Source organism: Psychrobacter sp. 1Y11 (assembly GCF_052259045.1).
Lineage (GTDB): Bacteria > Pseudomonadota > Gammaproteobacteria > Pseudomonadales > Moraxellaceae > Psychrobacter.
The window spans coordinates 172,501-189,095 of the sequence record NZ_JBQQER010000007.1; the positions used below are offsets into that span (position 1 = coordinate 172,501).

Annotated in this window: 15 protein-coding genes, 1 tRNA gene and 3 pseudogenes; 9 read left to right on the forward strand and 10 right to left on the reverse strand. The window is 42.3% G+C overall.

Translation table 11 applies throughout. From position 1 onward, the window contains the following. Positions 1 to 26: 26 nt before the first annotated feature. The 4 genes from ACTXGJ_RS08260 to ACTXGJ_RS08275 all read left to right on the forward strand — a co-directional run bounded on the left by ACTXGJ_RS08260 (position 27) and on the right by ACTXGJ_RS08275 (position 4,009). Positions 27 to 719: a TetR/AcrR family transcriptional regulator gene (locus ACTXGJ_RS08260; RefSeq protein ID WP_439243165.1), complete on the forward strand. Its 693-nt coding sequence runs from the start codon at positions 27 to 29 to the stop codon at positions 717 to 719. A gap of 334 nt (positions 720 to 1,053) precedes the next feature. After that, positions 1,054 to 1,467, forward strand: a complete 414-nt coding sequence (arfB, locus tag ACTXGJ_RS08265) for an alternative ribosome rescue aminoacyl-tRNA hydrolase ArfB (RefSeq protein WP_439242828.1) — start codon at positions 1,054 to 1,056, stop codon at positions 1,465 to 1,467. A 69-nt stretch (positions 1,468 to 1,536) separates the two neighbouring features. After that, complete coding sequence (locus ACTXGJ_RS08270; protein ID WP_439242826.1) at positions 1,537 to 2,184, forward strand: glutathione S-transferase; 648 nt, start codon at positions 1,537 to 1,539, stop codon at positions 2,182 to 2,184. A gap of 142 nt (positions 2,185 to 2,326) precedes the next feature. Further along, a complete protein-coding gene (locus ACTXGJ_RS08275; protein WP_439242824.1) occupies positions 2,327 to 4,009 on the forward strand; it encodes an NAD-dependent malic enzyme in 1,683 nt (560 codons plus the stop codon). A 392-nt stretch (positions 4,010 to 4,401) separates the two neighbouring features. Here the strand turns inward: ACTXGJ_RS08275 and ACTXGJ_RS08280 are convergent, their stop codons facing one another. Continuing rightward, complete coding sequence (locus ACTXGJ_RS08280; protein ID WP_439242822.1) at positions 4,402 to 4,941, reverse strand: peroxiredoxin-like family protein; 540 nt, start codon at positions 4,939 to 4,941, stop codon at positions 4,402 to 4,404. A gap of 138 nt (positions 4,942 to 5,079) precedes the next feature. Next, on the reverse strand, positions 5,080 to 5,769 hold the full coding sequence (locus tag ACTXGJ_RS08285) for a haloacid dehalogenase type II (protein WP_439242820.1): 690 nt from the start codon (positions 5,767 to 5,769) through the stop codon (positions 5,080 to 5,082). 651 nt (positions 5,770 to 6,420) lie between these two features. Between ACTXGJ_RS08285 and ACTXGJ_RS08290 the strand changes: the two genes are divergently transcribed. Then, positions 6,421 to 7,029 carry a TetR/AcrR family transcriptional regulator gene (locus ACTXGJ_RS08290; RefSeq protein ID WP_439242818.1) on the forward strand — a complete coding sequence of 203 codons (609 nt, stop codon included), beginning with the start codon at positions 6,421 to 6,423 and terminating at the stop codon, positions 7,027 to 7,029. Positions 7,030 to 7,185: 156 nt separating this feature from the next. Here ACTXGJ_RS08290 and ACTXGJ_RS08295 read toward each other — a convergent pair whose 3' ends face one another. From ACTXGJ_RS08295 to ACTXGJ_RS08305, 3 genes and pseudogenes are all read right to left on the reverse strand, one after another. Then, entirely contained in the window at positions 7,186 to 7,836 is a 651-nt protein-coding gene (locus ACTXGJ_RS08295) for a DsbA family oxidoreductase (protein WP_443565634.1), read from the reverse strand. Between the two features lie 37 nt (positions 7,837 to 7,873). Next, positions 7,874 to 8,428: a carboxymuconolactone decarboxylase family protein gene (locus ACTXGJ_RS08300; RefSeq protein WP_439242814.1), complete on the reverse strand. Its 555-nt coding sequence runs from the start codon at positions 8,426 to 8,428 to the stop codon at positions 7,874 to 7,876. A 273-nt stretch (positions 8,429 to 8,701) separates the two neighbouring features. Then, positions 8,702 to 9,205 (reverse strand): annotated as a pseudogene (locus tag ACTXGJ_RS08305) (lactoylglutathione lyase family protein). A 20-nt stretch (positions 9,206 to 9,225) separates the two neighbouring features. Between ACTXGJ_RS08305 and ACTXGJ_RS08310 the strand changes: the two are divergent. Beyond that, the gene (locus ACTXGJ_RS08310) at positions 9,226 to 9,810 is read left to right on the forward strand and encodes a LysR family transcriptional regulator substrate-binding protein (RefSeq protein ID WP_443565635.1); all 585 of its coding nucleotides are present in this window, start codon (positions 9,226 to 9,228) and stop codon (positions 9,808 to 9,810) included. A 43-nt stretch (positions 9,811 to 9,853) separates the two neighbouring features. On the opposite strand, the gene ACTXGJ_RS08315 is transcribed toward ACTXGJ_RS08310, so the two are convergent. Together ACTXGJ_RS08315 and ACTXGJ_RS08320 are read right to left on the reverse strand one after the other, a co-directional pair. Then, on the reverse strand, positions 9,854 to 11,410 hold the full coding sequence (locus ACTXGJ_RS08315; RefSeq protein ID WP_443565636.1) for a sensor histidine kinase: 1,557 nt from the start codon (positions 11,408 to 11,410) through the stop codon (positions 9,854 to 9,856). After that, the gene (locus ACTXGJ_RS08320; RefSeq protein ID WP_439241319.1) at positions 11,407 to 12,084 is read right to left on the reverse strand and encodes a response regulator; all 678 of its coding nucleotides are present in this window, start codon (positions 12,082 to 12,084) and stop codon (positions 11,407 to 11,409) included. The genes ACTXGJ_RS08315 and ACTXGJ_RS08320 overlap by 4 nt, the downstream gene beginning before the upstream one ends. A 315-nt stretch (positions 12,085 to 12,399) precedes the next feature. Between ACTXGJ_RS08320 and ACTXGJ_RS08325 the strand changes: the two genes are divergently transcribed. Next, a complete protein-coding gene (locus tag ACTXGJ_RS08325; protein WP_439241317.1) occupies positions 12,400 to 12,912 on the forward strand; it encodes a Spy/CpxP family protein refolding chaperone in 513 nt (170 codons plus the stop codon). A 335-nt stretch (positions 12,913 to 13,247) separates the two neighbouring features. Then, on the forward strand, positions 13,248 to 13,568 hold the full coding sequence (locus tag ACTXGJ_RS08330; protein WP_439241315.1) for a hypothetical protein: 321 nt from the start codon (positions 13,248 to 13,250) through the stop codon (positions 13,566 to 13,568). Between the two features lie 227 nt (positions 13,569 to 13,795). Here ACTXGJ_RS08330 and ACTXGJ_RS08335 read toward each other — a convergent pair. Further along, a pseudogene (locus ACTXGJ_RS08335) lies at positions 13,796 to 14,257 on the reverse strand (LysR family transcriptional regulator); the annotation flags it as partial. Positions 14,258 to 14,367: 110 nt separating this feature from the next. Between ACTXGJ_RS08335 and ACTXGJ_RS08340 the strand changes: the two are divergent. Continuing rightward, positions 14,368 to 15,073, forward strand: a pseudogene (locus ACTXGJ_RS08340) (SDR family oxidoreductase). A gap of 581 nt (positions 15,074 to 15,654) precedes the next feature. Here the strand turns inward: ACTXGJ_RS08340 and ACTXGJ_RS08345 are convergent. Continuing rightward, positions 15,655 to 15,731: transfer RNA gene (locus ACTXGJ_RS08345), tRNA-Ile, on the reverse strand. Positions 15,732 to 15,812: 81 nt separating this feature from the next. Continuing rightward, positions 15,813 to 16,595 carry a pteridine reductase gene (locus ACTXGJ_RS08350; protein ID WP_439241313.1) on the reverse strand — a complete coding sequence of 261 codons (783 nt, stop codon included), beginning with the start codon at positions 16,593 to 16,595 and terminating at the stop codon, positions 15,813 to 15,815.

Genomic DNA, 16,595 nt, shown 5'->3' on the forward strand with positions numbered 1-16,595 from the left:
ATAGGGTTAATATTAAGAGGTTTATGATGAGTGGACAAAAAGACGACAAGATTGAAGATGTGTTAGTAGACTCAGAGCTGGCCAAAAAACTGGTACCGAATAAATTTAAGTTTACCAGCCAACAAGGCCGTGCTCGCCGTCAAAAACTATTGATGGGCGCTAAAAAGCTCAGTGAAACAATGCCTATCAATGATATTACTTTAGCGGCAGTATGTGAAGAAGCGGGTATACCGCGCGCTTCTGCGTATCACTTTTTTCCTAATATTGAAGCGATATTTTTGGCATTAAGATTCTTAAATGCGATCGATATCTTAGAGATATTAGCGACCGTTGAGACCGAAGATTATGACAGATGGCAGGGTTATTTGACTGCACTTATTAAGCGCTGCGTTGATATCTTTCATGATGATCAAACCAAAGCCAAACTGATATATGATACTAACACTCCTGACTTTGAGGGTGACGGTTTCGGTGAGGATATGGATCATCAGGTCATCGAACTGGTCCACAAGCGCTTATCTGAGCGTTATGAGATGCCTGATTTTGAAAGTATGAAAGAGATTTTGTTAGTGACTTATGGCATTATCAACGCGATATTCACCTTATCTTATCGCCGTCACGCTAGTATCACAGAGCACTATGTACAAGAAGCCGGAACGGCATCAATCGCGTATCTACGCTGCTACTTACCAGAGAAGCTACCGCGCAAAAACAATTAAGCGCCAATTTAAATATATCTACTATCAAGAAACCGACTATATGTCGGTTTTTTGATTATTGAGAGTATAGTTTTCAGTGAAATATGAATTAAAGGCGATTGAATGACTTTTAGCCTACTGTTTATTAGCATGACAGCAGCCATACAATCTGCATCTCAAAAGTAAATCCTCAGTAAGATGCTATCCTTTTATAGCGTCTTTATAGCACTGAGACACCAATGAGCACAGCTATCTATTGTATTTTACTCAATTACGCTTATCATGGATAGCTAATGAGCGTTCATGATAAGTGTAAATAACGCAAGAACTATAATTAGAATTATGACTTAACACTATGATTTTTATTACTAAAAGCATTAGCCTTCATGAGCATGAGATAGAAGTTAGTGCCATACGCGCCCAAGGCGCTGGCGGGCAAAACGTCAATAAAGTGGCCTCTGCTATTCATCTGCGTTTTGATATAAAAGCCTCAAGCCTAAGCGACATACTAAAATCGCGTTTGCTAGAGAGCAAAGACAGCCGGATCAATAAAGAGGGGGTGTTTGTGCTCAAAGCGCAGCAATACCGAACCCAAGAGCGTAATAAAATAGATGCCATCGAGCGTTTACAGGCCTTTATCAAGCAAGGCACTTATGTGAGTAAAACTCGAAAAGCAACGAAGCCAAGCCGTAATGCCAAACGTAAGCGAGTAGATAATAAGACTCAGCGCGGCAAAATCAAGGCGCTAAGGGGCAAGGTTGATTACTAACTAAAGCTCTAAATGCATCGAGCACTGCAGTTACATCCATAGACTTTAATTAAATTGCGAGACCCTTCTATGAACTCTTTATCTCCTCGTTTATACTCATTCCGTCGCTGCCCTTATGCCATGCGCGCTCGTCTTAGTCTATTGTTCGCCGAAGTAGCAGTAGAGCTGCGAGAGATCGTTCTGAAAAATAAACCAAGCCAGATGTTAGCGATTAGCCCGAAAGGTACAGTGCCGGTCTTGCAGCTGAATGAGGGTAGGGTGATTGAAGAAAGCCGAGAAATCATGATATGGGCGCTTGAGCAAAGAGATAGACAAGGGTTACTTGATGCTAAGGTTCTCAAGCAGGCGAATGACTTACTCGAAAAAAATGATCATGAATTTAAACACTGGCTAGATCGCTACAAATATGCAGACCGTTATCCTGAGATGAGTCAGACAGAGTATCGGCAAAGGGGCGAGGTGTTTTTACAGGTTTTAGAGGCACAGTTAAATAAACACGCTTATTTGCTAGGCGATAGCACAAGTATTGCTGATATTGGGATTATGCCTTTTGTACGCCAATTCGCTCACGTAGACCGCGACGTTTTTTATGGTCTGCCTTATCCAAAGCTGCAAAGGTGGTTACAGTATTGGCTGGAACATCCGCTATTCAAGCAAGCTATGACTAAGTTTGATCCTTGGCAGGAAGGAGATGAGGTAATCATATTTCCTAATTAAAGTAGATATATCATTCAGCCAGTTTAAAATGACATTATAAAAAATGAATTAGTCATCTATTGGCAAGTACAAGCTAATGCTATGTATAATGAGACGATAGAACATTTCTTTAGCCATACGCTTTTAACTAGAAGATTTTATTATGCCAAACAAACGTCCGTTGTATATTCCTTTCGCTGGACCAATACTATTAGAAACTCCATTATTAAACAAGGGCAGCGCTTTTACCTCAGAAGAACGTGATAGCTTTAATTTAACAGGATTGTTACCTCACAATATTGAGACCATTGAAGAGCAATCTCTGCGCGCTTATCATCAACTTCGCTCATTCACTGATGATATGGATAAGCATATTTACTTGCGCAATATCCAAGATACTAATGAAACCTTATTTCATCATTTGATTGAACAGCATATTGAAGAAGTCATGCCGCTCATCTATACCCCCACAGTTGGGCAGGCTTGTGAGAAATTCTCACAAATTTATCGCCGCAAACGGGGTATATTTATCTCTTATCCTGAGCGCCATAAAATCGATGATATGCTGCAAAATGCCACCAAACAAAAAGTAAAAGTGATCGTAGTCACTGACGGTGAGCGTATATTAGGCCTAGGCGATCAAGGCATTGGCGGTATGGGCATTCCCATTGGAAAATTGTCTTTATATACCGCTTGTGGCGGTATTAGTCCCGCTTATTGTCTACCGATCTTATTGGATGTCGGCACCAATAACCAACAACTGCTTGACGACCCTATGTATATGGGCTGGAGAAACCCACGTATCTCAGGCGACGAATATTATGAGTTTGTCGATCTATTTATTCAAGCGGTTAAGCGGCGCTGGCCGGAAGTATTATTGCAATTTGAAGATTTTGCGCAAGAAAACGCGACGCCACTATTAAATAAATATCGCGATCAAATATGCTGCTTTAACGATGATATTCAAGGAACGGCTGCGGTCTCAGTCGGTGCCTTGATTGCCGCCTGTTTAGAAAAAGGTGAAAAGCTTAGTCAACAAAAAATAGCGTTTTTGGGTGCAGGATCCGCAGGCTGCGGTATCGCTGAGCATATTGTTCGCCAAATGCAGCGTGAAGGGTTGACTGAAGAGCAGGCACGCAAACAGGTATTTATGGTGGACCGTTACGGCCTACTGACTGATAGCATGACAGAACTACAAGAATTTCAAGTGCCCTTAGTACAGAAAAAAGCAGATATTGAGCATTGGGATAAGAGTCAAAAGCTTGGTTTAGCGCAAGTGGTTAAACAAGCAAAAATCACCGTATTGTTTGGGGTCAGTGGGCAAAAAGGTCTGTTTACACAAGAGGTGATTAAATTTTTATGCGCTAATACTGAAAACCCAATTGTATTACCGCTATCAAACCCAACGTCTCGTGTCGAAGCCACACCGCAAGAAGTGACAAACTGGAGCGACGGTCGCGCAATCATTGCTACGGGTAGTCCTTTTGCTAACACCACTTATAATGGTCAGTCTTTTGAGGTGTCACAGTGTAATAATAGCTATATATTTCCAGGTATTGGCTTAGGGGTTTTGGCAGCACGAGCGACAGGTATCAGCGATAATATGCTTATGGCAGCAAGTCAAGCCCTAGCAGATATCTCAGTGCAGTACGAAAAGGCACCCGGTGCTATCTTACCGCCAATTAGGTTTATTCAAGAAATTAGTAAAGAAATTGCTTATGCTGTAGCTCTACAAGCGGTGCAAGATAAGCTAGCTTTACCGGTGACGGCAGAGAACCTACAACGTCGATTACAAGCTAACTTTTGGTTACCTAGATATCGTAGTTATCGCCGTACTTCTTTTTAGGTTTATAAAATATAAAGAGAAAAGCCGACTGTGATTAAATATAGTAGTCGGCTTTTCTTTCAAAACTTGATTCTAAAAACAAGACCTGTTATCAAACCCTAATATCATCCACGCCATCTAAGCATTTCGTAAAATGCTGCTTAGTTGCCTCATTAGTCATAGCTGCTGATTTAAAAGCAGGTAGACTCGCTGAGGTGGCGGTAGATGGCTGGCAAGTGGAGACGTATCTGCTATATCTAATTTATCCAAAACAGCGGTTAATTGACCCGCTATTTAATGCGGTCAAAGAGTATTTGATTGAACGAGTAGCGGAGGTATTAAGGTAATCCAAAATCAGCGGTGTTCTCGGCTTAGGATTACCTAACATAATCAGCTCTTATTTATAATGACGTTCAACCATGTGTACCACGGATAGGGTAATCATTTTCGCGAATAAATGATAAGCCTTCTGCAAGCCTTTCAAGTTCAGGTCTTGCAAAGGGAGCGTTTGAGATATCAATGATTTGAATCTCGCCTTTGGCGTTAATAACGAATACACCAGGCTCTGCAAAGGGGTGATCGGTCTCTTTTTCTGAGCGTGGATCAGAGATATAAAGTCCCAGCTCATTCATTTGCTTAACGGTTAAGCCGTAAGCTATTGGGAAATTGATATCCTCTAGTTCTTCTAAATGCGCTTCCAACTGCTGCTTGCTATCGCCTGATATCGCTAAGATATCAACACCCGCATCAGCAAATGATTCCTTTATGGTTTCTAACTGATTAAGGTATTTGGTACAAATTGGGCAATGTTTACCGCGATAAACCACCACTAATTTCCAGTCATGACCATTTTCAGGTTTGCCAAGTGTTGTCGTCTCGCCATTTAGCTTGTGCACTTGTATCTCAGGAAATTGACTGCCAGCCTGAAGTTTTTGAGTATTATCCGATTGCATAGTTATATCCTTTTTAGGGCTATATTAAAGTGAATGAAATTAAAATACTTTTTTATATTAAACATAATGCTAAAGGCGAAAAAAGTAGAAAAACCACCCCTATTGCTGTCATTTCAAGATTCACAGTAGCGCTATTAATTATTTTTTAGAGATAATTTGCTCAGCGAGCGTGATAAGATCTGGCGCCATAAAGTTTGGTGTCGGCACATTAGTTGCAGGCAACATGGCATTATAAGGACGTTTGAGAAATGCTCCTTGACAACCAGCTGCTTGCGCGCCAATAGTATCCCAGAGGTGACAGGCGACAAGGCATAGATCTGATATCTCAACCGAGAGCGCCTTTGCTACGCTTTGATAAGTCTCAGGCGCAGGCTTAAACTTAGCCACGCTCTCAACACTAAAAGAGCGCTCAAAAAACTTACTTAATCCTGCATTTTCGAGTGGCGTAGGGGAGGCGCTACTCGCTGAGTTGGTCAAAGTGGCCAATCTAAACCCTGCGTCACGTAATTTGGTTAACGCTGGTATGGCATCAGCATGAGCTGGCATCTCGCTCATACGCTGCTTAAACTCAGTGATATCCTTATTTGTTAGCGTAATCTCATGAATATCAGCCGTCATCTGTAGCGCACCAACGCCAAGCTCGCCAAAAGGCGTATAAAGACCCGATAAGGTCATGGTTTGTGAATAAAGCACTAACTGCGCGAACCATTCTCTGAGTATGCGCTCATCAGTAAATAGCCGAGAAAACAGTGGCGCTAGGGTGTCGATATCAAGTAAGGTCTCATTGACATCAAATACGATGACTGAAGGTGAATAATGAGCGCGCATAAAAGATCCTTTTTAAGTCATAGTGCTATAGGTCAGAGATATTTCGGTTAGTATTGTTATAGTCAGTTCGAAATAAATCGATACGCTAATATGAGCGTGCTGCTGGGATAAATTTTGCGCAGCCTCTGTCAGCGTAGACACAGCACGCAAGTAAAATTTGTACCAGCAGCACTGTATCGGTTTTAGAATGTGTCAACTACACCCAATATAAAAGTCTTCCCTCGGCCACAATTAGCCCAAAGCATCAAGCAATTGCCCCTACAGTAACTGTAGTTGAGCAAGCATTCAAGTTAATTTGAGTAATCGTTCAACTTTGATTATTACAATATCATATCGTTATTGTATTATGCTTTATCTATAAAGGATCTATAGAGCTAATATAGCCGTTCAAGAAGTAACTCATTCTGTTAGTCAGTCAGGTTGCTATAATAGTTGGTAATCCTGAGATAGAGTGGTCTAAAAGCTTCACCTTAAATAGGGTATAATGTATGTAAGATAAGCTCTCAGAGAACAACCAAAGAGTGGTTATAAAGCTTTAACTAAACTCTAAAGATAGACCAAGATAAGATTGAGTAAGAGCTCAAAAATGACGCTATAACTGTTTATCCTTTAACGATTATCAGTCATAGCTTTTAAAAATTGGAAGGTTTGATGTCACGTACTACACTTTATAATCGTCAAGAAGCTTTGGAGCGCGCTATACAGCTGTTTTGGCAAAAAGGTTTTCATGCCACCTCTTTAAAAGATATTGAGCAAGCTCTCGATATGCGCCCAGGAAGTATTTATGCTGCTTTTGGTAACAAGGATGGCCTGTTTCAAGAGGCGCTGGATCATTATGCCCAAGCTTCATTGACTGAGCTTGAACGTATACTCGCCAAGCACCAGTCGCCTATATTCGGGCTGGCTGAATATATGCGTCAGCTTGGCGGGATACGTGATAAAGATATACCGAGTCGGGCCTGTATGTTGGTCAAAAGCTTGCTTGAGCTTGGTACGCGTGAACAATTAGCGTTAGATAAGGTAGAAAAATTACTAGCGGGCATGGAGGCGCGTTTTGGCGAGTGTTTCGCTGAGGCGCAGCGGTTAGGCGAGATGGATGACACGCTTGATGCGACTAGGCTGGCGCGTCGATTACAGGCAGAGGTTATGGGTTTGCGTGCCTTTGCTCAGCGTGATGTCGAAAGCCAAGCGGTACACGAGCTGGCAGAAGATATGGCATCATCGATAGAGAGCTTACGTAATGACGAGTCTGTTCACTAAGTAAGCGTAGTCTTGATAAGTGCGCTTTGTCAGTATTTAGCTAGAACCATAAGTATTAACGCTTATATCGATAAAATCTAGAAGGACGACTTAATATTATAAGTCGCCCTTTTGATTTTTGTGCTTTGTCCCTTATTCTTATTGTTGACTAGTGCTCTATCTTGGCATATCTGCCAACTGCTGCAAGATGCTTTTAAAATTCTCGACCCCTTGAGCGCCGCTGACCAAGTGTTGTTGATTAAAAATAACAGAGGGTACGCTTTGAATGCCTTGCTGCCGCCATTGCTGCTGCGCTTGACGAACTTTGTCAGCAAAGCGTTGGTCTTCGAGTACGGTAAGCGCTTCCTTACGATCTAAGCCAATCTCCGCTGCAATATCTGCAAGTACCTCTCTACTAGAGAGCGCTCTTGCATGAGTGAAGTGAGCGGCGAGTAGTGCTTGTTTTAACTCATGCATACAGCCTTGCTGATCAGCCCAGTGCAGTAGTTGATGCATATCAAAGGTATTATAAGTGCGCGTCTCTTCGGTGAAGTTAAACTCAAAACCTACCTCTGCGCCAGCCTCCGTTATACGAGCACGCATGGCATCAGATTGCTCTTTGCTTGAGCCGTACTTATTGGCGATATGCTCACGCCAGTTTCTACCTTCGCTTGGGGTATCAGGATTTAACTCAAACGGATGCCAATGAATCTCATACTCAGTGTTCGTTTGCTTGAGTGCTTCAGCCAATTGACTATAACCGACGGCACACCAAGGGCAAACCACGTCTGAGACGATATCTATTCTGAGTGGGGTTGCTTGATTCATAATCTCTCCCTGATCTTGTACAGACCGTTTCGCTCAATTAGTCTGCTTTTTGCCAGGCAAATTTTTCAAACGGTTTATCTACTGGGGTATTGGCAAGATGATTGGTGTAATTACTCATTACTTTTTGCGCTGCCCCTAATACCACCTCTAATACTTGGCGCTTAGTAAAACCTGCGTCCAAAAATGCTTGTACTGCCTCATCATCGACATTACCACGATTGCGGATGACGGAGAGTGTAAAGTCACGTAGCGCTTCTAACTTTTCGGTTGGTAAAGGGGTCTCGTCACGCAATGCATCAGTGATAGCATCATCAACTTTCATGCTTTGTGCAATCCCAGTATGGGCAGGTACGCAGTAATGACACTCATGCTCGACGTTAATGGTTTGCCAAACAACGGTGGTCTCTTCATCATTAAAGCTACTATCTAAGAACAGTTGATGAAGACGCTGATACCCTTCAAGCAAACCAGGTGCTTCAGCCATAACGGCGTGCAAGTTTGGGATCATACCAAAGGCGCTAAGCGAGTTATCTAACAAAGCTTGGCTGTTTTTTTGGGCAGTTTCTTTATTGTATAAAGTAAAATCGGTCATATAAAATCCTCAGCAGAATATTTTAGTGAAATTAAGCATGGTTTTGATGGATAGCTAGAAATTAAGGCATGTAACGCAAGTAATACATTGTTAGCTGACTTAATGAGACCACTATAAACCATTTTGAGCAATCACTCAAATATAAATTGAATGATTGCTCAAGTATTTGTAATTCTCGTTAACATTGCCGCTTTCTTAGCCGAGTTGCAATACGCCAAAAGCGGTCTTTACGTATAAAGACCGCTTTGAAAAACCTATTGCTATAGATATAGGTTAGTAGGCGCCCTCGCTATAAATAAGCTCATAGCTATGGCTATATATCTCAACAATATTACCAAACGGGTCTTCCATATAGATCATACGGTAAGGCTTCTGACCAGGATAGTAGTAACGAGGTTTTTGCATACGCTTCTTACCACCAGCGGCGACGATGCGTTCAGCAAGCTCTTCTACATTTGGATCTTGAACACAGAAATGAAAGATACCTGTCTTCCAGTATTCAAAGTTATTTTCAGGATCTTCTTGATTTTTGAACTCAAATATTTCAACACCGACGCGATCACCTGTTGATAAATGGGCGATACGAAAGCTGCCTCAATCAGCGCCAAACACCTCAGTACACATCTCACCAATCGCTCTGTCATCCTCAATAATATTAGTCGGCTCCATAATAGTGTACCAACCCATGACTTCGGTATAAAACTTAACCGCGGCGGCTAAATCTGGGACTGACAGACCAATATGTGAAAAACTTCTTGGGTAAACATGACTCAGCATTTGAAGGTAAGGTGCGCTTAATGTCACCTGGTAGTGTCGGGCTCAAGCTCTATCCCAAGCTATTATCATTACAACAGCAGCACCCTAAGCTCATCATTGACTATCGCTTTGCTCCAAACCTAGATATCGAACGGGCACTTGTTAATCATGAGATTGACATAGGTTTTATGACAACTATTTCAGCGTCAGAGACGATAAGCTGTCAAGCTATTGCAACAGAAGCTTTGATGTTAGTGACGCCGGCTAGTATTGAGACGCCAAGTTGGGATACTCTAATACAACTTGGATTTATTGATCATCCTGACGGCGCACATCATGCCAGCATGTTGCTCAGCGCCAATTATCCAAAGTTTCAGCATAGTAACGACTTTGAGCAAAAGGGCTTTTCCAATCAAATAGCGCTAATTTTGGAGCCTGTAGGTCGAGGGCTTGGATTTACGGTGTTGCCTGCCCACGCAGTTGCCGCTTATGAAAAGCCTCAGCTTATCAAAAGCCATTATCTGCCAACGCCAGTTAGCGAAACGCTTTATTTAGTGACAAATCATGACCATGTGCTACCTAATAGAATGCAGACTGTGATTAGTGAGATAAAGAGATGGCTATAGATTTACTTTATTAGACAGGATCTGATCTACTACAAACATATTGTCAGGTAGATACTGTTAATGCTATTTCAACGATAAGACCCTGAATACCATCTTCACGATTGCGAGCACTAACTTGTCCTTGGTGCGCGGCAATAATCGCCTGAGCAATAGCCAGTCCAAGACCGTAGCCGCCTTTTTGTTTGCTGGCTTTACTAGCAGTAGAGCTTATTGGGCGTTGTCTAGACGCATCTAAGCGTACAAAGGGCTGAAAGATACGCTCTAGATTATCGTTATCTATGCCTGATCCTTGATCTACAATGCTTATTTTTAGTGCAGATGTTTGATTCGTAAGCTTAATAGTTTCAATCTTAGATAAGACGATAGAGTGTGAGCTTGAATAGATAAAGGCGTTACGAATCACATTTTCAAAAGCGCTATGCAATTGCTCTCGATTACCGATAATAGTATGTAAAATCTTATCACTACTTGCCTCATCACTATTATTCAAGCATCGCCATTCAATGTGTTTATCATAAAACTCGAAACTCACGTCCTGACCAATCTCATCAAGGAGCATCGCTATGTCTATCGACTCAAAATCCTCAGGGCGTACCATATAGCGCTGCATTTGTAGTGATTGAATATGGATAATCTGCCCAATCAGTTCATTCATGCGAGTGGACTCTTTTTGGATACGGTCAAGATAATGCGTCGCATTAGGTGCATAGTCCCGAGTCAGCTCAGTCGCCACTTCAAGGCGCGCTAGTGGCGAGCGCAGTTCATGAGAGATGTCGCTGAGCATTTGTTTACGGGACATTTCGCTATCAGCCAGTCGATTGGACAAATGAGACACATCCTTCGCCAGGGCGCCTAGCTCATCATCCCCAAACTGTGATAAGTCATCACCAGATATATAATCGCCTGCGCTCATACGGTGTACTTTAGATTGAACACGGCGAATACGTGTCGATAAAGCACGGCTAAACCAGTAACAAGCTAATAGACTAAGCAATAAAATAATACCAAAGCGCACCGGAAAATGAGTTCTTTGTAAGGCTATTAGATCTGGCAATGGTAGGCGCGGTTGTAGTTGCACGGTATAGGTATAACCATCAGGTGTGGTGACAGATATATCTTGCAGCTCAGGATAATCCTCTGTATTTGGTACCACCTCTTGAATCATTTGATTGGGTGGTAAGGCGGGATTATTGAGTGCCTCGGGTGGTTGATTCTTTCGCACTCTTGACGGTATAAACCGAGAGTATAGGGGCATGCCTTGTTCATCAACAACTATAATCTGATTACGAAGACCGCGCTCATTGCGATAGATTTGTCGCACTCCATCATAGTCACCTGACTCTAGTGTATGTATTACCTCTTGACGCACAGTGATTAGGTGCGCCACTTGCACCGCCATTCGAGATTCTAGTGCTTGCGCGTTTATCCACCTCTCTATGGCGACTGATATCACTGATGTTAGTAGCAATAGCAATAACAGACTTAAAAATAGTCGCCAAAATAAAGGCAGTGATAGATTAAGTTTGCGCTTAGTATTTGTAGTGTCATCTAAGCGGTTGTTTAAGCTATTATTTGAGCTATTCTCTAAAGGTTTCATCATAGTACCAACTGATAGCCCTTGCCGCGAATAGCTTTGATAGGCTCATCATGAAAGGGTTGCAGTTTTTTGCGCAAGCGTGATACGTGCACATCAAGGCTGCGATCAAAGGGTTGCAGCTCACGCTGTAGCACGGTTTGCGATAGCCACTCTTTACTAACGACCTCACCTTGATGCTGTAGCAGAGCCACTAATAAATCAAACTCAGTACCCGTCACTTGTAGTTCAGTGCCATCAATGGTGCAGATACGATGACCTTGATCTAGAGTCATTCGCTCATGAATGAGGGCAGGGGTATCTACTGATGGTGTAGTGGTACGCTTGATAACGGCATTGATACGTGCCAGCAGTTCGCGCGGATTGCAGGGTTTGGCAATATAATCATCAGCACCAAGCTCAAGACCGATAATACGATCAATCTCATCGCCTTTTGCCGTGAGCATAATCACAGGGATTTGACGGGTGGCTGGCAGTTGACGCAATACGCTAAGTCCATCTATTTTGGGCATCATGATATCAAGGACTAATAGATCATACTCAAAGGCAGTATCTTGCAAGCGCTCTAGTACTTGCTCGCCATCATAGACACAATCACAGCTAACCTCATGATTAGACAAGTACTCTTGTAGTAATTGAGTCAGCTCTTCGTCGTCATCACCAAGCAAAATATGAGTCATAACTTAGTCCTAAGTTATTAATAAATAATAATTTATTATCCTACCGTTTTTTAATGCGCTCATATCAATAAATTAGATGAGGCGGTTTAGTGCATCTAGTACATTTAGTGCATAAAGTAAGTTTACAAGAGATAAGGGCTTAATAGCATCAATCGTTACCTTTCTTAAAGTTTCATAAATCTACGCAACATGCATTTGTATTATGATTTGTTTTGTCGATAGAGCACTGTTTATCAACGGGTTCATAACGATTTGCAAGACTGTAAATTGAAGAAACCCTAACATTTATAATATTCATTCCAAAAGGTAATCATAATGAAAAATTTAACCATCGCTACACTATTATCAGCGTCAACTTTATTGGGAATGGCTGGCATTGCCAGTGCTGCTCCAGACAATCAACCACTGCGCACATCCCAAATGCAACATCATAAAGGCGGTATGTCTGCAGATAGAGGTCCATTATCACAGCTCAACCTGACAGCCACGCAGCAAGCTCAAATTGAGGCTATCAAAGAGGCTAAAAAAGTGGAACGCGATAATAACCGCGCGCAAAACCAAGCGCAGCGGGAGCAAATGCGCGAGCAGATACAAGCTCTAGCAAATGCTGATACGCTAGATACCGTCGCCTTAAATCGCTTAGCAGATAAACATGCCGAGCAGGCCAGACAACGCTTTGTTGATAGGGTCCAAAGCCAACAAGCGATCGCTAAAGTATTGACTGCTGATCAGCGATCGCAGCTGCAGCAAATGAGAGCAGAACGCGGCGAGCGAGGTGGTGAGCATAGAGGTAGCAGCGACAGAGGTCATAGCCGTGGTGGTGCTTAGTGTTATTTGCTCTTGAAAACACTCTCTAAAAGTGGCACCCATAAATGTCAAAACCCTATTATCACAAGAGGCATAAACGTTACCTTTCTTAAAGTTTCATAAATCTACGCAACGTAGAAAATAAATATACTCCCTTAATAGGAATAGAGAAGTCGCTTCAAGGTACTACCTATCGATTCAGGCATTTAAATTATGGCTGTTCATAGTAAATTTAAACGTAAATGGAATTAGTATGAAGGATCAAAGAATAGGATCTGGGAGTTGTAGCTCTTAGCTTTAAAACTAAATATTTAAATTAATAGCAAAATATTAACTTTACAAAAAGGAGTATTATCATGAGAAATTATCTTAATCTGTTTAGCACGAAAGCGCGATTGCTCTATTTAGGCTCAGCATTACTCATAGCACCAGTAACCTCGACCTTTGCTATATTACCTATGATGTCACAAGAATTTGAACCTAGCTCAGTTACTGTGGCTTCTGAAGATGAAGAGCAGTGGAATAGCTATACTGATTTGAGTGGTGAAGACAGCTATTTAGATGTTGCCAATAATACAGCTAAACAATACGAATCTGAATTACTGGTATTTAATATACAACAATTACCTATTGTGAGTCTCCGTGAACGCACTATTATTATGAGCTCAACCTTATAAGTAATTTTATTGCAATATCGAAGAACAGCGTCCAACTATGCATTAAAGAATATAGCGCCACAATTAAGTTAATAGCATCTTAAAACAGCCTTTCCTAAAAAATGAGTCTCTCCTAGTATACTGGATCGACTCATCTTCTATATTATTAAAAATAAGAAATGCACTGAGCTTATAAGTCGCTTAACCTTATAGTTCCCATTATTTTGACACTGTCGACTACTTCTTAAGGGAAATGGTGGACGGGTGAGCCGTACCGCGATATCTACCTGATCACGGTCGAAATCTGCAATAGATTCAGTAGCGACAGTACGTAGATCAACGTCAGGAACAGCGATTGATAGCGCCGAAAGACTGGGTAGTAAAATTTTAGTGGCAAATGTCGGTGTCACACTAATGGTCACCGCCTGAGGTTCTTTGAGTATTTGAGTGGTGGCTTTTCTTAAAATCTCAAACGCTCGTGTGACTTCTGCAAAGTAGATTGCGCCTTGCGAGGTAAGAGCCACGCCCTTTGGCAGCCTTTGAAATAGCGCAAATCCCATGTATTCTTCTAATATACGCACCTGCTGAGCGACTGCTCCTTGGGTCACGAAAAGCTCATCTGCTGCGGCGCGAAAATTTAAATGACGCCCTGCTGCTTCAAATGCACGTAAAGCATTCAAAGAGGGTAAAGCGCGATAAGCATTTGACACAACCACCTCTTAGACAATAGATTTTCTACAGTCTAGCACTTTTTAATATCATGTGAGATATCTGCAACCATTAGTTATGATAGATAAACCAATCACTAATGGAGAAAATCATGACTAAAGAAAAAGTTGCGCTTATTATGGCAGGTGGCTCAGGTATGGGTGCTGCGGCCGCTCGTAAGCTCGCTCAGGATGGCTATAAGGTCGCTATCTTATCGTCCTCAGGCAAAGAGGGAGGCGTTAGCAAAAGAGTTGGGAGGTATTGGCGTCACGGGTTCTAACTTGGTAGATGTCGATGTACAGCGCTTAGTTGATTTGGCAATGGAAAAATGGGGCCGTATTGATGCGCTGGTAAACTCTGCCGGTCACGGTCCACGTGCGCCTATTTTAGAGATCACCGATGACGACTGGCATACAGGTATGGAGGTTTACTTCCTCAGTGCTGTGCGTCCGATTCGCCTCGTCACGCCAATCATGGTGGCACAAGGCGGCGGCGCTATTGTCAATATTTCCACGACTTGGGTCACAGAGCCGACAGCAACCTTTCCAACTTCGACAGCGTTTCGAGCCAGTCTTGGTGCTTTTACTAAGATCTTCTCTGGTGATTATGCGCCGCAAAGCATTCGCATTAATAATGTCTTACCTGGTTGGATTGACAGCTTACCTGAAGTCGATGAGCGCCGTGAGAATGTTCCGATGGGGCGTTATGGTGAAGCTGAGGAAGTTGCTGCAACGATTGCCTTTTTATTATCAGAGGCAGCTAGATATATTACGGGTCAGAGCATACGCGTTGATGGCGGTGTAACTCACTCTGTTTGATAAAAGGTAATGCTAGGTTTAGAGCACACACAGCGCTAGTATTACTTGGTGTGATTTGAGAGTCTAACTTCATTTTTATGAAGTGGGCTACCGCTTTAATTTAATAAAGCCTTTTCAAGCTGTATTTCTACGAGTGTTGTTTGGGTTTATACTTTTAGCGCTAATCGCATGGCGTCATAAAGTCATTACTCGGGAGCAGCTTGCGTATTTACCGCATTTTATTGTTATGTCAGTGCTCGCGACCTCCTTTTATTATTCTGGGTTTATTGCCGGTACTGCGTTGTTACCACTGTATTACGTTACGTTTACTTTATTCCCTGTATGTCTTACCCATAGCTGTAGACCGTCACCATCACTATGCTTATCAGGACGGCTAGGGGTGCATTTTTTACTTGGGACTAGCTTATTGATAATAGTATGAGTTAATGGCATGTTGGTATATTCCCGTGTTGATATAATATATACCAACAAATATACCTATATTCTATATGTTTCGCCACATACCAAGATATTCGTAAAACCCGCAAAACCCCATAAAAAAAGGCTTGCCGCATCGCTGCGAACAAGCCTGATTCAATATGTGGTGGGCCCAGTAGGACTTGAACCTACGACCAAAGGATTATGAGTCCTCTGCTCTAACCAACTGAGCTATGGGCCCTAACGTTAGACGCACAATGATACCTGATTTCTCTAAATTTTCAAGTAAAAGATAAGCAGAATCATGACTATTTACTAAATTTTAATACTTACCACCTGCTAAGGTGAGACCACGACCGCCATCAACATCAATAATCTGTCCGGTGACATAACTGGCTTGTATTAAATATAGCACACTATGAGCGATGTCTTCGGGTTTACCGACGCGCTGTAGAGGTATGGAGTCAACGATACTCTTTTGCAGCGCGGACTCGAGCGCTTGATCGCTATTTGCTTCTGGCAAGATATTGACGCCTGGAGCGACACCGTTGACTCGTACATCAGGCGCAAGCTCTAATGCTAGAGACTGTACCATCATCCGCTGGGCCGCTTTTGCCATATTATAAAGGGTGTAATTTTTGAACGGTTTATTGTGCGCATGGATATCGAGTAGGCTAATGATGCAACCTTGCCTCGCTTGCAAGTAGGGCAGTAGCGCTTGGCTGAGTATCAAAGGCGCTTTAGCATTACTCAAAAACAGCTCATCCCATTGCTCATTATCGATACTATCTATAGGGGTAGGGTAAAAGCGAGAAGCATTGTGGACTAAGACATCGAGTTGACCAAATGCAGCGATAATAACTTTGACAAAGGCCTCTAAGCTGTTTTTAGTATTAACAATTGATAAATCCGCCAGTAATACTTTGGCACTATGCGGGCGTATCTGATTGAGCTCATCGCTGAGTTCTTGAGCCTCAGGCTGGCTATTATGGCAGTGAATGATAACGCGGTAGTTCTGATTATGGGCGGCTTTAATAATAGCCGCTCCAATACGCTTAGCGCTGCCAGTGACGAGTATAACGGGGGCAGTGTTATGATCTGTCAT

Bases quoted from the DNA above. Each gene is read 5' to 3' on its own strand.
- ACTXGJ_RS08260 (WP_439243165.1), top strand. From the start codon at position 27: ATGAGTGGACAAAAAGACGACAAGATTGAAGATGTGTTAGTAGACTCA.
- arfB (WP_439242828.1), top strand. From the start codon at position 1,054: ATGATTTTTATTACTAAAAGCATTAGCCTTCATGAGCATGAGATAGAA.
- ACTXGJ_RS08270 (WP_439242826.1), top strand. From the start codon at position 1,537: ATGAACTCTTTATCTCCTCGTTTATACTCATTCCGTCGCTGCCCTTAT.
- ACTXGJ_RS08275 (WP_439242824.1), top strand. From the start codon at position 2,327: ATGCCAAACAAACGTCCGTTGTATATTCCTTTCGCTGGACCAATACTA.
- ACTXGJ_RS08280 (WP_439242822.1), bottom strand. From the start codon at position 4,941: ATGCAATCGGATAATACTCAAAAACTTCAGGCTGGCAGTCAATTTCCT.
- ACTXGJ_RS08285 (WP_439242820.1), bottom strand. From the start codon at position 5,769: ATGCGCGCTCATTATTCACCTTCAGTCATCGTATTTGATGTCAATGAG.
- ACTXGJ_RS08290 (WP_439242818.1), top strand. From the start codon at position 6,421: ATGTCACGTACTACACTTTATAATCGTCAAGAAGCTTTGGAGCGCGCT.
- ACTXGJ_RS08295 (WP_443565634.1), bottom strand. From the start codon at position 7,836: ATGAATCAAGCAACCCCACTCAGAATAGATATCGTCTCAGACGTGGTT.
- ACTXGJ_RS08300 (WP_439242814.1), bottom strand. From the start codon at position 8,428: ATGACCGATTTTACTTTATACAATAAAGAAACTGCCCAAAAAAACAGC.
- ACTXGJ_RS08310 (WP_443565635.1), top strand. From the start codon at position 9,226: ATGTCACCTGGTAGTGTCGGGCTCAAGCTCTATCCCAAGCTATTATCA.
- ACTXGJ_RS08315 (WP_443565636.1), bottom strand. From the start codon at position 11,410: ATGATGAAACCTTTAGAGAATAGCTCAAATAATAGCTTAAACAACCGC.
- ACTXGJ_RS08320 (WP_439241319.1), bottom strand. From the start codon at position 12,084: ATGACTCATATTTTGCTTGGTGATGACGACGAAGAGCTGACTCAATTA.
- ACTXGJ_RS08325 (WP_439241317.1), top strand. From the start codon at position 12,400: ATGAAAAATTTAACCATCGCTACACTATTATCAGCGTCAACTTTATTG.
- ACTXGJ_RS08330 (WP_439241315.1), top strand. From the start codon at position 13,248: ATGAGAAATTATCTTAATCTGTTTAGCACGAAAGCGCGATTGCTCTAT.
- ACTXGJ_RS08350 (WP_439241313.1), bottom strand. From the start codon at position 16,595: ATGACAGATCATAACACTGCCCCCGTTATACTCGTCACTGGCAGCGCT.